The sequence below is a fragment of the Candidatus Margulisiibacteriota bacterium genome, from assembly GCA_003242895.1.
In the GTDB taxonomy this organism is placed as follows: Bacteria; Margulisbacteria; Riflemargulisbacteria; order GWF2-39-127; family GWF2-39-127; genus GWF2-39-127.
Genome location: QKMY01000024.1, coordinates 20,242 through 35,844, shown reverse-complemented (window position 1 = coordinate 35,844; position 15,603 = coordinate 20,242). Strand labels below are relative to the sequence as shown.

Below are 15,603 nucleotides of genomic sequence, written 5' to 3'. Positions count from 1 at the left end.
AGTAATCCAAGTAAAATTGAATAGTTGATACTAATTTAGGTTATACGCATCTGAAATACACTGTGCGAATTTACCATTAAGTGCATGACTCGATTTAATAGCAATGATATGTCCATTCATGGGTCTTCCTAATAGATAAAGGTCGCCAACCAAATCTAATATTTTATGTTTAACCGGTTCATCAGGATAGCGAAGTTCAGAAGAATAATGATCCTCATAAACGACTAAAGCGTTATCGAAAGACCCTCCGAGCGCCAATCCGCGACTCCACATAGCTTCTACATCCTTAAAAAAACCAAACGTCCTGGCATTCATAATCTCGCGCATAAACGCATCTTTACTATGACAATAACTATATTGCTGCTTGCCGATCATCGGATCGCCGTAATCGACAAAATAACTTATCTCAAAATTATCTGCAGGAAGATAGACAAGGTGTCCGTCATTATGAGTTACCCAGACCTCTCGGTCGAGCACAATTGCAGCAATCTGTTTGGTTTGAGATACGATTCCCACCTTATTAAACAGGTCAATGTACCCAGAGGCACTACCATCGAGAATAGGCATCTCTTCTCCGGTCATATCAATAGTGAGATTGGTAATACCGAAGGCAGAAAGGGCTGCCATAAAATGTTCCAAGGTAATAATTCGTGCCTCATTATTTGCAGCCAGACAACTTCCCAGATAAAAAGACCGGATATTTTCCGGTTTTACAATAATTTTATTATTAGAAATAAGGTCAAGCCGAGTAAATAGTATACCGGAATCTTCAGGTGCAGGGCTCACAGTAGCCGATACTTCTTTACCAGAGTGAATTCCTATTCCTGTAAATGTAAAAGCTTTCGTAATAGTTTTCTGTACTATAGAAAATCCGTCCAACTGATTTGTCCCACTATATTTATGCTGCCCGACTCATTTTTATCTTTAGAGGATTCGAGAATATCAAGAAAAAACACCCCAAATGCAAGTTGAGATGACAAATAAAAACGACTTCCGGCATTCAGTCGCCAGAGATCATCCGTACCAGTCACATCAGCTAAGAGCGACACATTCTTACTAAAAAAGACTTCCGTCCCAGCCATAAGTTTTGATTGAACTTTTTTATTTAAATCTGCTGAGAAACCAAGATGCGCATTAAATTGTTGAAATTTTTTGGAGGCGACAAGATAGACATTAGTTTCAGCAAACGAGGTAAGATTTCTAATACCTAAGGCCATTGAAAGCGGATACTTGGTATTATCAGTCAGCAAATAAAACTTTGCATTGATAAAAACACCTTCACTCGTATTATTACCGACAAATCCCACCTCAAGCCCTTGAAATGTTCCAAGGTTAAGAAGATATTTTACTGATGAATTAGCACTGCTCAGCTGATGAATGCTTAAGCCCATATTCCATTCTTTATATTGCAAAGCCTGAGCAGTTGGCATTTCAATAATACCGGAGCTGCCGCCGACAGTCGGTTCAGCATAAGCCAAAGAAGCTGCTAACGCCAGAATAATTGCAACAATAACGCTATTCTGTATCATCAAGAATTCCTTTATCTTTTAATATTTTCTTAATTATTTTCACTGTTTCCGGCAGTCTTCTTAATCGCGAAACGAAAGCTATCTCTTCTCTATGGTCGCGAGCTGGAAATCCTGAAACCAGTTGGTTCTCTGCTAAGTCTTTGGTAACACCGGCTTTCCCAAGAATTGTACAGCCGTTACCGATTTTGATATGCCCGCTAAATCCTGCTTGCCCCGCAACAGAAACGTTATCACCAAGGGTCGTACTTCCGGCAAATCCTACTTGTCCGGCGATGGCACACGATTTTCCAATTTTTATATTATGGGCTACATGTACCAAATTATCAATCTTTGTTCCCCATCCGATAACCGTGTCACCAATAGCACCACGATCGATTGCAGTATTTGCTCCGATCTCAACGTCATCTTCGATGACTACACGCCCTATCTGAACAACTTTTTTCCAGGTCTTATTCTCGGGCACATAGCCAAATCCATCACTCCCGATCACGGCTCCGCTATGAATTATGACATTATTCCCTATTATACAATGATGATAGAGAGATACTCCAGCATATATTCTGGCATTTGTCCCGATTCTCGTATTCGATCCAACAACGACATGGGGGTAAAGGATTGATCCTGCACCAATTTCACAGTTCTCCGCAATAACGCAATAAGGGCCTATTGCGACATTACTCCCAATAACAGCACTCTTTGAAATTACGGCTGTTTCATGGATTGTAGAGCTAACAGTAGTATCTATTGGCTCAAATAACGAAAGAATAATCGGCAACACCTGCCGGGGATTCTTAACATGAATTATATTTTGTTTATCGTTTATATAATCTTCGGCCGCAATAATAACATCTGCTTGAGATGAAAGTGCCGCCTCTTTTTTATTCTTATCTAATAGAAGAGCAACCTGTCCGGATACGGCCTCTTCAATCGTACCCACCGAAGAAATTAATAAATCTCCATTACCGATGATACTCCCGGAAACCTGTTGCGATAATTCACTTATTGTTAATTGCATTAAACATCTTCCCATTATGTTTATATGTTATCCGAGAAAAGTAATCCCAGTTAGCTTACCATCAATAATACAGTTACAAATACCAGACAATTGCGATTATCTTATAATATCATAACAGCGGGCATCTCTGCCCGCAGTTACGAGGTTAACCTATGCTATTATATATATTATTTTTTGCTGCTACTAAGTTTTTTAATAACCAAATTAGTAATATCGATTCCCCCGGTTATAAATACCTGTTTATCAAGAACAACATCAAGCCCAACTTCCTTTGCAGCGGCTTTTGTTGATTTAACAATATCCGCTTGAATCTCCGTTGTTAATTTTTCTCTGATTTCCATCAGCTCTTTACGTTTTGGCTCGAGTTCCTTTTCATATTTTTCTATCATTTTCTGAATACTTTCTTCATTTGTATTCTTCTTCTTTGCTGCTTCAATTTCTTTTTGCTTCTTTTCAATTTCCTGTTGTAAGGCTAACTCTTTTTCTTTCACATCAGCCTGAGCCGCTTTCGTTTTTTCATAGGAGTTAAAAACCTGCTGTACATCAATATAACCTATTGACTGTGCAAGCGAAACGCTCGCTGCTAAGCCTACAAACAAGATACTTACTGCCATACTCTTTACTGCCTTATTCATCACCGGACCCCTTTCATATTGTTTGCTACTTTTTATGCATTTATTTACCCCAAGGCAAATTTTCCTCTATCCTAATCGGTTCAGAACGCGTGCCCAATATTAAAATGGATTGCGCTATATTCTCTTTCATTCGTTTCAGTATCAACCAAGTTCCCCTTTGGATCCGTCCACCCAAAATCCAATCGAATCGGCCCTAAGGGAGAATTGATCCTGAATCCGAAACCAAACCCTGAATGCCAGCTGTTATCGCCTTCGAAATTAACATTTTTCGAGTCTACTTCACCCATTTTACCAAAATCGTAAAACAATACACCTTGAAACATATCATTAAACGTTATGCGGTATTCCGCACTTCCCAACAATCGTCTTGACCCTCGTGCAAACGGCTTGGTATCTGTAAAGCCCCGTACGGTCGTACCTCCGCCAATAAATAAACGTTCGGGATCTTTGTCTTTGATGTCCCCGTAAATTTCGCCCCAGGACAATCTGGTCGCAATAACCTGTTTATCAACCACCGGGAAAAAGTTCTGGATATTAATAAAATATTTTGTCATATTAACTGCATTAGGTACTACACCAAACAGGTTATTATTATTCTCAAGACTGAACGAGTAATAATCCCCCTTTGACGGGTTCATCCAATAATCCCTCGTATCATAGCTAAGCGACCCGCCAAGCATAAAAATATTGTAATTACTGTTAGTGTCTTTAGGCTCAACACGCTCTAATTTTGTCTTAACAGAAGCATCCCATGCCTCTGACAACTCACGCCCAAACACAAGATCGCCGCCTCGACGTAACGCTTTTCCATAATCGTAATCATCGAACTGACTATCCGTATTCCACAACCTTGCAGTAAAAGAAGTTCTTTCTTTTCCAATCCAGGGATTATGATATTTGAGCTGATAAGAGGTAATTTTTTTACCCCATTCACCCTTCAGGGAAATAAGTTCTGCATTCCCGTTAAAATTATCAAGATTAAGGTCAACAAAAAAACTAAACTCTTGTGAACTGCCGAAAGAACCACCAAGATTAATGGCACTGGTTTTCTTTTCTTCAACACTCCATACAATAACTATCGAATTAGAGTCCGACCCAGGAAAAGGCTTGGGAACAACATTAGTGAAATAATTCAGGTTAAATATTCTCCGACCGTCTGCCATAAGCATTTCCTGATTAAAAACATCTCCAGGCTTCATCTTCAACTCTCGAAGAATAACATTATCATGAGTATTGTTGTTACCTTCTAAAAGAACCTTTTCTATGACCCCTTCAACGATGGTAAAAACAACCGAATTGCTTTCTCCAGGGACTGGCGTCGTTATATTGACTACCTTCATGATCGAGAAGCCTTTGTCATGATAGTAGCTTTCAATGGTTTTCATGTCATCTCTGACATCATTATAATTAAGGATCTCATTTTCTTTGGTCGACATTAGCCGACTAAGATCTTTGCTGGAAAAAAGAGTATTTCCTTCAAATTCGATTTTTTTAACGACAGGATTTTCTTCTACTGCAAAATCAACAACTATCCCTTCAGGCGTTTTATGCTGTTTTACAATAACTTCCTGAAAATATCCCGTATCTTTAATAACCTGCACATCTTTTTGCAGTTTAATCTCATTAATTGGCTCTCCAGGACAGGTAGATATGTAGGCTGCAATCTTTTCTCGTGAGAGCAGCTTATTGCCCATTATTTTTACTTCTTTAACAAGTGAACTTTTCTCTACCGGAGGTAACTTTTCAGTTGTTTTTTCAGTTTCATTAGAACTAGTTATATCTGTTGGAGCAATTGCGCCAATTGCATTGACAGTTAAGCTTTGTTGTGGATTATTATCTGCGGAACTCACGGAAAAAGAAGTAGAAACAAACAAAACAAATAATATTAAGCAAATTTTTCTCTTCATAAATATTTTACTTTCTCCCCCAACGCATACACCATTGCATAATTCCTATTTATTTTATCATATGTAGACCGGTAGCACAAACAAGAAATTAAGAAATTAAAACAGCTCACCCAAGCCAAAATGAAAAACAAAATTGTTTTTAGGCGACCATACTTTATAATGTTCACCGGAGAACCCAAGGTCAAAACGAAGAGCTCCCAGCGGAGTTGCGAAACGCAGACCGGTTCCGCTGCCGGCAAGTAATTCCTTAGCATTGAAATCATCATCGAAAGCAGACCCGACGTCATAAAAAAAGACCCAGCGAATATAATCCGACAACTCTATCCGATATTCAATATTAGCCAGCACTTCACGCAATCCTCTGACAGAATCGACGGCATCAATATACCCTCTGACAGTATACGTCCCTCCGACTAAGAACTTCTCCGAATCAGGGACCTGGATAGAAGTTTTATATGTCCCGATCGCCGTATGGAAAGCCAGCGTATGCTTATTATTAAAAAACGAGTGAAACTTAGAGTAATCGACAACTATCCGATAAAAATTGATCCCACCTAAATTGAATAGGTTGAAATCACCGCCTCTATTAATTTCGGCAGAAAGCCGTTCGCCTGTCTTCGTATTTTTATAATCATTTCTGTTATCTAACGAGAATGAAAATCCAAGACTATTTTTAGTAAATGGTGGAGTAGGATCAGAGGACAGGTCTGTCACCCTCTCTGATTTATATGAATAAAAAGTCTGAATATAATCATCAAAAGGCACGCCAAAAACCACATCCCATCCCTTTGACTCGCTTACTTTGGCATTTTTCAATACCCAACTGTCCAGACCTAAAGAAACCTTAGCATCTCCAATCCATGGCTGGAAATAATGGGCACTATAGGCTGACTCTCGCCCCCACTGTAACCGGCCGGTAAAAGCTTCCCCAATTCCCAAAACATTATTTATCTTCAAATTAGCTACGGCATTAATACCATGCAAACCTTCTTCCAGTGCCAATCCGACAGCATTAATCTTTCTTTCTACAAGATCAAACGCGACATCAACACTATTACCTTCAGAAGCAGGGATAAGCCGTGGAGCTGACACTGTAGAAAAATATCCTAAACGCACAATCCGTTCTCGGTCTTTGCGCAACACAAAAGAATTAAAGACCTCCCCTCTTTTCGATTCCATTTCCCGTAATATTATTTTGTCACTAACATTTTTATTTCCTGACAAGACAATGTTGTTTATAGTTCCTTCACTAAGAGTAAAAGTAACCGTATTGTTTTCAGCATCAAACTTGACTTCCTTTACTTTTACAAGCGAATAACCTCGGTCTTTATAATAGGCCTCAATTGCAGCGATGTCCTCGTCAATTACCTTATATGACAGCAGCACATTTTTTTTTGTCCTGATCAAAGAAGTAAGCTTGTCACTCTGAAAAACCTGATTACCTTCAAAGAAAACATTTTGGACCAAAGGGTTCTCAATGACATGGAACACCACAATCATCCCCAACGGTCCGGAATCCAATGAAACATCAACCTTTTTAAAATATCCCAAGAAATAAATTACCTGTACATCTTGTCGCACCTCTTGAACTGACACCTTATTATTCGGAATAACATTCAACGTTACCGAAGACAGGATTTCCTGCGTAGAAATATGGGAATTCCCTTCAAATCGAATCCCTTCTACAACTCGTTTGTCTATCTCTGAAAGAGGAAGCTCCACCGCATTGAGGGCCACAGAAGTGAAAAGCACCGTTATTATAAATAAAAGTTTAAAAACCATATTGAGCTTCAAGTGAATAACCACCTCTATACGTTCCATTTTCGTTAAGTATCAAACGATTATTATAATTGAGTGAAAGCCACTCTAAAATCGCGAGCGTTAACTCATATTCTTTCACTACATCCTCCGTTGTCTTAACCTGATCAAGCTGGGTTTTAATCTTTACGAATAATCTATCGAAAAACAGCTTAAAAGCAAAGTCAACGCCGACCCCGGTAGCCGTATCTTTTTCTTCAGGAGCAGTATCCGTTTTACCAAAAATTGCCTTATTAAGGTTTTTTCCTAAATTGTAGTTAAATTTAAGATCATATAATCCGATATTCTCTGCCAGTTCACGCTCTAGCGGTCTCAACTGCCTGGCCAGCAAGGTATTAATTTGCATTTCGGATATGCTGCTGAGCACCTGTTTCGTTTTCGCACCCTCAAACCCGGAAGTAAAAAGTTCTTCATAAAACTTAGGATCTAACACAGGGAAAAGATATCGTGTAATTTCTTGTAATTGCTCATATGTCAGCTTACCGATAACGTAAGGATATCCAGGCTCCAGCTCCGGGCTTGGAGCTGTATCCTTGTAAAAATACAGGCTCATTCCCATAGGGTCCATTACTGACCCGTCAAGCATAAATATCATACTATAGGGCTCATTTTGTTTTGAGGTGGGTTGGGTATCGATAGACTCATTTGCAGTAACCTCGACCTCGGTCCTATCAACATCGGTTATCGCGACCATATGAAAGACCGGTTTGACTCTTCTTCTATTTTGCTCTTCATCAAATTCGGATACAAATTCGACATTATTTCTTTTAATATTTCCTTTCTCAAAATACTTTTCTTGCTGAGCTTGGTCCATAAGAAGAAAGCTTTTATTCAAAAAGACAATCTCCCCGGACTGAAATTCAAGATTTCCATCAATAATTACAGTATTAAGACTTCCCTTAATGAGTAACGGATTCTTATTTTCTTTCAAATAGATATCAATGTTATTAACTAAACTAGAAATTGCTCCTTTTGCAAAATCTCCCCCGGAAATGCGAACGTCTTTACTGATGTAGGTCCTGGCATTGAGTAAAACTGATGGTTTAAGATTTCTTTTCCCATTATCAGGCAAAGGGATCTCGCCATTAAACATGGAGAGATCCGCTTTAAGTACCGGGCCTACCTCATTTTCGTTAGTAATTCTTGCTGCTGCTTCATTTTTCGCTCTCTTCGATAAAGGCAGTATCAAAGGACCTTTAAATGTAGCATTCGAAATATTCATTTCCCCAATGTACAATTCCGGGAAATTTATTTTGACCTTAGTATCTTTCATCGAGACATCGAAATCCAAAACAATATCTTGAGGCCTTAAAAATGTCAAATCCTGAAAAGAGAGCTTCCCGTAACCCTCAAATTGGTTGGTGTTTCCATTGGTATCCTTACCTCTCCAGCGCACATTGAATTCATTGAGCATAATGATATTATTTTTTAGGGAAATATCCGCCTTCGTAATTTGAAGAGGCGATTTAATAAAGAGATCATCTGCCAGTTTGATTTCGCCATTGATTATCTTAATCTCTTTCGCATTAATAAATGGACGGCGAAGGGTTCCTCCGATATGAAGTCCTACATAGCCATCATTCTTAAGCCATTTAATGTTTTTATTAAAAATCGAGAGCAAATTGATATCATCTTGATTAAGGCTAACATTTATATCAATCTCACCATAATTCTTCTCTCCCAGGAATTCACCTAATGGAATTTTTCCCGTAATTACCTGGCGCGGGGACTGTCCCATTGCCGCCATAGAAAACTTATTAATATTGAGGGTCCTTTTACTGTCAACAATAAACTCGCCATCGATCTGGTCATAATTTGCATCTCCGATGAGACCTTCCCGGACAAGAATGGCAACATTAATTTGATTTTCTTTAGTTGATATTTGCGACTTTAAATGATTAAAACTAATCGAGCTCACATGCCCCTTATCGATTTCTATATCAGCATTAACTCGCAATTCTCCGGTTTTATTGCTGACATTTAGTTTCCCGGAAACAATTCCCCCAAAGTTCTCCTGGAATCCAAGCTCTTCATTTAATGGTTTTTTTGCAATTTCCTTGTATTCATTAAAACTACTTATAATATTTTCCTGATTATCATTACTGCTATAAAGAAGCACTGTATCCTTAAGCTCGGTAGGTTGGGCAATTTCCAGATATTGATCTAGTTCAATCACATTCTGGGTTCCTTCGGTAGCTACCTCTTGCTGGCCTCGTTTCTGGTATTCCGTCTTAATCTTATTAACTAAAACAGCAATATCCTTTATATCACCCTTTTGAACATCAAATGACAGGTCATAAATAAACGGAGTACTTAATACAAAATCTCCGATAACGTTATAATTATTTTTTCTATACGTTACAAGAAGAGGAGAAACCGTGAAATTCTTTCCCTTCTTGGTTATTTCCCCTTTTGTCCGATCAAAAATTATTGAGTTATATCGAAACGCTGAAATGTCGAATTTGGCTTTAATATCCCAGGAAGGAATTGTTCCGTATACTTCGCCTTCACCACTTCCGTTTCCTCCGATTTCACCTATCTTACGCGTTAACTGCTTAATCTCATCTAAAACAAAATAACTGCTCTTAAAACGGAAATTAAAAACTTTGTTCAGATTGACAAACCCGCTGCCTTCTACTGAAGAATAATTCTCTTGAATTTTAACGTTATTCATTGAAAACGTCTTACCATCCCAAGAATAATCCATACGAAATAATTTTACCGGTTGTCCGTTATAATAAGCCGATCGAACATTCACGTCCCCAACAGCTTCTATCATGGTAAAATATTTTGCTCCCGCAGCTGTCTCGCGCGGTAACTTCCGCATAAGTTTTGCTTGAAAATCAGTAATCCCCTGAACATCCCTAAAATTTTCAGGCAAATAGCTCTTAATAATGTTAAGTTTCTGGATATCAAAGGCGCGGCCTTTGACTCCACCGGATATCAGGCCATGCTTATCAAATACAAGATCAGAGACAACTGTCGATTCTTTATCGGTAGCTTTTATATTATTTAGCGACAATGTATCGTTCACTATATCAACAGAAGAATCAATCCTCTCTATCTTTTGTCCTTGAAGGTTAAGGTTTGCAACCGTTAGCTTCCCGGATACCGTTAGCCAATGAAGGGGATCTTTCGTCAAATAGTCATTCCATATGCCTTTAATAGCAGCTTCCCCTGAAAGGCTGCCGGCGATAAGGCCAGGCTTTCCATTACGCAAGTTTACATTATTGAAATAAACATTATTTAGTTTTAAGTTTGCAACAAAGGATCTGTTCGCAAAAAGCTTGCCATTTCCGGCAATAATATCATCATAGTGGGTAACAAACATAGCATCATAAAAATCCAGAACCCCGTCAAGCGACTTTGTTAAAACCGTTCCTTTTTTTAACGGCTGGCCAAGGAACAAGACATTTACAGGATGTATCTCGGTTTTAATATCAAGGTTATCCGGCGCTCCATCGACAACGAAATCTGCATCTGCCACTCCTTGGATATAGTTACTACCCTTAAACAACGTTTTAACATCTAAATGACTAACGTGACCTCGTGCAGCAATAACAGGTACTTTCGGAATAAGATCAACATCCGCGCTCACCTGCAGATCGCCTCGATAAAACTCGCTTTTATCGACGGCAAAGTATAATTTACTATTTTTCAAATTAAAGTTCGCTAGGACTCCGCTCAGTGGATGAGAATAGACATTTCCGCTGGGAACAGTAATCGTACCGGATACGATAGGAACCACTTCATCCTCAGATTTTACTGCAATAGCAAGACTTGCCTTGCCGAGCAAACGCCATTTCTCAAGAAAAGGATAAAACTCCTTGGAATGTGAAATATCAAAACTATCAGATTTGATAGTCAAATCGGTTTTTAATTTTTGGAAATTATGCAGATTGCCTTCCATGCCAAAAGCGTTCCCAGCAGCAATTCCCTTAACTTCGCGAAAGATAACACCGTCATTTGTAACTTCGATGAGCCCCTTTGCGTCTTGGATTTGGGGCTTTATCCACGGAACTTTGAGAGAAACATCTCTCGCCTTTATAGCGATTGCAATAGTAAACGGCAAATTGTCTTTAGTAGTTGATTCTTTTTTGTCGGAGAGCTTTATTGAGACATTTCCAAGACCACTAACAAATTTTAATCCATCAATTGGTACGACATAATTTCCCCATTTAGCAAAATCAACTTTTCGGGCATCTACATCCAATGAGAATTTATTCGTCTTAGTGTTAATATTTCCTAGGATTTTAAATGGTTTATACCCGAGGAGATCATTCAATTTACCTTCAGTCAGGATTTTTGCATTTTTTCCATCAAATACTACCTGAGCAGTAACATTTTTGGCTTTGTTCAGTACCGGCTTATTTAAGGGGCTACTTGAAAATCCTCTGAAATCGAGGTACGAAACGGTCCCTCCTCTGATATGTGCAATAATATGATATGGAAATGTTTGGCCTTTTTGTTCCGGTTGTTTTATTAAAGCCTTTAAAACATTAAAGGTGTCATCACGATAGTGCTCAATATTTATCGAGGGATTAACAACTGTGATATCCAGTCGTTTTTTAATTAACTTATTCCCAGTGAGCAAATTTAAGAAATTGTAGTTTACAACAATTTTTTCGGCCCGCAGCAATTCCTTCGCTACGCCCTGATTGTTATCATTGCCAATCACTAGATTATTAATTTCGACCCCTGTTACTAAATTACCCTCAACACTTCCAACCACCGTGGGATAAACAAAAGTATTCTGCAGCTCATTTACAATAACCCGCTTAATATAGGTCTGGACAACCCCACTTGAAACTATTGTAACAACAGTAAAAATTACAAATAGAACAATTGCACCGAGGACAGCAATTGTTATCTTAAATACTTTATTCTTCATCCAAAAAATACCCACGATGGCACTATGCCGAAACCTAAGCTAAGACACCAGCCACTAATATTTTATAATTATGTCTTTTTCTTTATTATACCAATAATTATTTTGCCATAGCTTACACTGTACCGCTACAGGAATTATACTATTATTCAAATCTGGCAGTTGTATTAGATTGATGGCAAAGACAAGGTCTATTAAGGTCAATTGCAGCAATCATATCAAACAAGACAGTCCTAATCTTAGCAAGATTTTGGTTAAAAACTTCCATTACTTCATGTGAAGATACCGGAGCAATCCTGTTACCAATCAGCCCAGCATCATAATCAGTTATAAGCGAGATACAGACATAACACATTTCCTGTTCCCGGGCAAGATAACCTTCCGGATACTGCGTCATATTAATAACTTCCCAGCCCATTGAGGTAAACCATTGGCTCTCAGCTTTCGTAGAAAATCTCGGCCCCTCAATTACCACAACCGTGCCTTTATCGTGAACTGTAATACCTGATTTTCTGGACGATGTAACCGCTACCTGCCGTAAATCCGGGCAATAACAATCTGCAGGGCTGACGTGAGTAGCAATTGGACCATCATAATAGGTGTCTTTTCTCAATTTAGTTCTATCCACAAACTGATCAACAACAACAAAATCTCCAGGCTTAATATGCTCCTGAAGGCTTCCTGCGGCATTTGGGCCAATAATGCACGAAACACCAAGCGACTTCATTGCCCAAATGTTAGCCTTATAATTAATCATATGTGGAGGTATTGAATGACTTTTACCATGTCGTGGGAGAAAAGCAACTTTTTTCCCCGCTATTTCTGCTATTGCGACTTTATCACTTGGTTGACCATAAGGAGTTTCAATCTTAACTTCAGTAACATTATCCAATAATTTATAGAGGCCTGAACCGCCAAATATTCCAATATCCGCTTTTTTTTGCATCAAATAACCCCCCTTAGAGTAATGTTCATTCCATTTTAATATCAATCCGATATATTATCAACATGATATCGGGCGCCGCAGATCAATCTCATACTAAATATTTTAATTAATATCTTATCAAATTATAAACCCGTTTTAGGTTTGAATTTAAAGTATTGTTGGTAAAATTAATTTATGGATAAAGAAATGCGAATTAAAAGTCAATTAGAAACAGAAAAAACACTGCTTAAAGATGCAGAGGAAAGCAGGCAAACCCAAAAAAACCTTTTCACCAAACTCGATGACATATTACAAAAAGACCTCCGTTTTCAAAATAGAATCAGTGAAGAAAAACAAAACTACCATCGAGAAATTGAACACGAAGTAAAACATTTAAAAGATATTGCCTTAGATACTAAACCAAACAACTATATTAACGCAGAGAACAGGATGAAAACCGTTCTCAATGAGGCGATAAAAGAAGCCGAGCATATGGTTAAAATAAGTCAGGAGGCTATGAACATAAAGCCCCAGAACTATTCAAAACAAATCGATGATATCACACAAACCAACAAAACCGAACCTACCCCTATTACCAAAACGAATTCCTCAGCGGAACATCTTGCTGCCGCTTCACAAGCACTCTCGGAAGAAGAAAGATTCAATCTGAAAACAATAAAAGTGTCGGAAGAGGTCGGAATTAAACAGCAGACATCGAATAAGAACCAGGATAAAGAGCAAACTGAAATAAATAATTCACAAATAAAAAAAGCCCAAAAAGAAGAAAAACTAGAACTCTCCATGGAAATGAACTACTCAAATTCAAACCAGGAGAGTAAAGGCAAAGAGATCGCCGAAGAAAAACAAAAAGAGCTGATAGAGCAGAAAAAGTCACCGGTTACCATATTTTCAGGAAAGCTTGAAGCGCCGATTCATCCTGCAAAAATCAATAAATTAAGAGAAAAATTCAGAAAAAGTTCCATGCACTTCTAGTCTAATTTTTTGATGACATAATAATAGGAATATTAAAAGTATTATCATTTTTGGTTGTTAAAGCTTGCAATGCTACATTGAAATAGAAATCTGTTAGCAATTCCCCATTATAAAAAACTTCTACCAAATAATTACCAGGTTTCTCAATTTTTAAGTTATGGATTTGAATTACTTCCCGGATCTTTTGCTCAAGGCTGATAATCTCTATGTCATGTTCAGGAATTTGAATAACAATTGATTGGCTGTCTTTTTCTGTAACACGGCTGGATACTTTATACTTCCCTTTTTCCCCCATACAAGAATAAACAACGCATATTTTGGGGAAAATTACAGGAAACTTCTGAACCTGTAATACCTCGGTCTGTCCAACATAGGTCATCTTACCACCTAATTCATGTCGCACATCATCACAGATGAAAGCATAAAGCATCTTAAGGTTTTTCATAACATTTCCTGAAGCAGTTTATTGACAAGCTCGGGTTTCGCCCGGCCTTTGGTTTCTTTCATAATCTGTCCGACAAAAAACCCTATAGTTGCTGTCTTTCCATTTCGATATTGTTCTCGAGGACCAGGGTTAGCTTCGATAATCCGCTGAACTATAGTTTTGACTTCATCGATATTTTCAATTTGAGTCAATCCTTCAAGCTCCATAATCTTCGTCGGAGCATCTCCGGTATCCATCATTTTGTCTAAGATACTCTTGCCAATTTTACCACTGATTTTTCCTGAACCGATAAGCTCAAGAAGCTGTTTAAGACTTTCCGGAGTAAGTTTAGCCGAAGAAAGTGCTAGATTATTATTTTTTAGATAAGCTGCAATATCTCCCATAAGCCAATTACAAACCAGCTTAGGATCAGCACCTAATACTACTGTTTTTTCAAAAAACTCAGAAGTCTCTTTATCTTGCAAAAGCACTTCCGCATCATAATCTGATAATCCCCATTCCCCGACATACTTTTTCTTTCGATCTGCCGGAAGCATCGGCATGTCCTTCTCAACCTCGTGAATCCATTCCTCAGAAATAAGAACAGGCAATAGATCCGGCTCAGGAAAATACCTATAATCATGTGACTCTTCTTTACTTCTCATGGAACTCGTCTTCCCAGTAGCTTCGTCGAAATGTCTTGTCTCCTGAAGAATAACTTCTCCATTATCTACCGCAGCTATTTGACGCTGAATCTCAATAGCTATCGCCCGTTCAATAGACCGGAACGAATTCATATTTTTTACTTCTACTTTGGTGCCAAGTTTCTGGCTGCCTTCGGGTCTAATAGAAATATTTGCGTCACAGCGCAAACTTCCTTCTTCCATATTGCCATCACATATTCCCAGGTACCTGACAATAGACCTGATTGATTCTACATATAAGCGTGCCTGTTCCGGAGTCCGCATATCCGGTTCTGATACAATTTCAATAAGCGGGGTACAGGCGCGGTTCAAGTTAACAAGCGAATAGTCAGAGCCCTGAATACGGTCGGCACCTTGGTGAATCAACTTTCCGGCATCTTCCTCCAAATGGATTCGGGTTATACCGACCCTCAGATTTCCTTGTTGTGACTCAATATCCAACCAGCCATTTAAGGCAAGTGGCCTATCAAACTGAGAAATCTGATACCCTTTCGGGAGATCAGGATAAAAATAATTTTTTCGAGCAAACACGTTTTGAGCCTGTATCTGGCAATGCAAGGCTAAAGCTGCTCGCATACCATATTCGACGGCCTTCTTATTAAGCACTGGCAAAGCTCCTGGCATTCCGGTGCATATTGGACAAATATTTTTATTGGTTGCCTCGCCAAACTTCGTTGAACATCCGCAAAATATTTTAGTTTTTGTATTTAGCTGGCAATGAATCTCCAGTCCTATAACAGCTTCATATCCCATCTTAATCGCTCC

The 15,603-nt window shown here is 38.5% G+C and carries 11 protein-coding genes; 1 reads left to right on the top strand and 10 read right to left on the bottom strand.

Annotation, left to right across the window (positions count from 1 at the left end):
• Nucleotides 1–30 precede the first annotated feature (30 nt).
• From lpxC to DKM50_03650, 8 genes are all read right to left on the bottom strand, one after another.
• Complete coding sequence (gene lpxC, locus DKM50_03685; GenBank protein PZM82238.1) at nucleotides 31–879, bottom strand: UDP-3-O-[3-hydroxymyristoyl] N-acetylglucosamine deacetylase; 849 nt, start codon at nucleotides 877–879, stop codon at nucleotides 31–33.
• Nucleotides 861–1,529: a hypothetical protein gene (locus tag DKM50_03680; protein PZM82237.1), complete on the bottom strand. Its 669-nt coding sequence runs from the start codon at nucleotides 1,527–1,529 to the stop codon at nucleotides 861–863. The genes lpxC and DKM50_03680 overlap by 19 nt, the downstream gene beginning before the upstream one ends.
• The gene (gene lpxD, locus DKM50_03675; protein ID PZM82236.1) at nucleotides 1,516–2,559 is read right to left on the bottom strand and encodes a UDP-3-O-(3-hydroxymyristoyl)glucosamine N-acyltransferase; all 1,044 of its coding nucleotides are present in this window, start codon (nucleotides 2,557–2,559) and stop codon (nucleotides 1,516–1,518) included. The genes DKM50_03680 and lpxD overlap by 14 nt, the downstream gene beginning before the upstream one ends.
• Before the next feature lie 152 nt (nucleotides 2,560–2,711).
• Nucleotides 2,712–3,179 carry a hypothetical protein gene (locus tag DKM50_03670; GenBank protein PZM82235.1) on the bottom strand — a complete coding sequence of 156 codons (468 nt, stop codon included), beginning with the start codon at nucleotides 3,177–3,179 and terminating at the stop codon, nucleotides 2,712–2,714.
• Nucleotides 3,180–3,259: 80 nt separating this feature from the next.
• Complete coding sequence (locus DKM50_03665) at nucleotides 3,260–5,086, bottom strand: hypothetical protein (protein PZM82234.1); 1,827 nt, start codon at nucleotides 5,084–5,086, stop codon at nucleotides 3,260–3,262.
• Between the two features lie 96 nt (nucleotides 5,087–5,182).
• On the bottom strand, nucleotides 5,183–6,907 hold the full coding sequence (locus tag DKM50_03660; GenBank protein ID PZM82233.1) for a hypothetical protein: 1,725 nt from the start codon (nucleotides 6,905–6,907) through the stop codon (nucleotides 5,183–5,185).
• The gene (locus tag DKM50_03655; GenBank protein ID PZM82232.1) at nucleotides 6,858–11,795 is read right to left on the bottom strand and encodes a hypothetical protein; all 4,938 of its coding nucleotides are present in this window, start codon (nucleotides 11,793–11,795) and stop codon (nucleotides 6,858–6,860) included. Before DKM50_03655 ends, DKM50_03660 begins: the two co-directional genes overlap by 50 nt.
• 142 nt (nucleotides 11,796–11,937) lie before the next feature.
• A complete protein-coding gene (locus DKM50_03650; GenBank protein ID PZM82231.1) occupies nucleotides 11,938–12,738 on the bottom strand; it encodes an S-methyl-5'-thioadenosine phosphorylase in 801 nt (266 codons plus the stop codon).
• A 186-nt stretch (nucleotides 12,739–12,924) separates the two neighbouring features.
• Between DKM50_03650 and DKM50_03645 the strand changes: the two genes are divergently transcribed.
• Nucleotides 12,925–13,710, top strand: a complete 786-nt coding sequence (locus tag DKM50_03645) for a hypothetical protein (GenBank protein ID PZM82230.1) — start codon at nucleotides 12,925–12,927, stop codon at nucleotides 13,708–13,710.
• A gap of 1 nt (nucleotide 13,711) precedes the next feature.
• On the opposite strand, the gene DKM50_03640 is transcribed toward DKM50_03645, so the two are convergent.
• Complete coding sequence (locus DKM50_03640) at nucleotides 13,712–14,155, bottom strand: hypothetical protein (protein PZM82229.1); 444 nt, start codon at nucleotides 14,153–14,155, stop codon at nucleotides 13,712–13,714.
• Complete coding sequence (locus DKM50_03635; GenBank protein ID PZM82228.1) at nucleotides 14,152–15,591, bottom strand: Asp-tRNA(Asn)/Glu-tRNA(Gln) amidotransferase GatCAB subunit B; 1,440 nt, start codon at nucleotides 15,589–15,591, stop codon at nucleotides 14,152–14,154. The genes DKM50_03640 and DKM50_03635 overlap by 4 nt, the downstream gene beginning before the upstream one ends.
• Nucleotides 15,592–15,603 lie beyond the last annotated feature (12 nt).

Excerpts from the sequence above, each read along its gene's own strand:
- DKM50_03680 (PZM82237.1), bottom strand. The coding sequence starts at position 1,529 with ATGATACAGAATAGCGTTATTGTTGCAATTATTCTGGCGTTAGCAGCT.
- lpxD (PZM82236.1), bottom strand. The coding sequence starts at position 2,559 with ATGGGAAGATGTTTAATGCAATTAACAATAAGTGAATTATCGCAACAG.
- DKM50_03670 (PZM82235.1), bottom strand. The coding sequence starts at position 3,179 with ATGAATAAGGCAGTAAAGAGTATGGCAGTAAGTATCTTGTTTGTAGGC.
- DKM50_03665 (PZM82234.1), bottom strand. The coding sequence starts at position 5,086 with ATGAAGAGAAAAATTTGCTTAATATTATTTGTTTTGTTTGTTTCTACT.
- DKM50_03660 (PZM82233.1), bottom strand. The coding sequence starts at position 6,907 with ATGGAACGTATAGAGGTGGTTATTCACTTGAAGCTCAATATGGTTTTT.
- DKM50_03655 (PZM82232.1), bottom strand. The coding sequence starts at position 11,795 with ATGAAGAATAAAGTATTTAAGATAACAATTGCTGTCCTCGGTGCAATT.
- DKM50_03650 (PZM82231.1), bottom strand. The coding sequence starts at position 12,738 with ATGCAAAAAAAAGCGGATATTGGAATATTTGGCGGTTCAGGCCTCTAT.
- DKM50_03645 (PZM82230.1), top strand. The coding sequence starts at position 12,925 with ATGCGAATTAAAAGTCAATTAGAAACAGAAAAAACACTGCTTAAAGAT.
- DKM50_03640 (PZM82229.1), bottom strand. The coding sequence starts at position 14,155 with ATGAAAAACCTTAAGATGCTTTATGCTTTCATCTGTGATGATGTGCGA.
- DKM50_03635 (PZM82228.1), bottom strand. The coding sequence starts at position 15,591 with ATGGGATATGAAGCTGTTATAGGACTGGAGATTCATTGCCAGCTAAAT.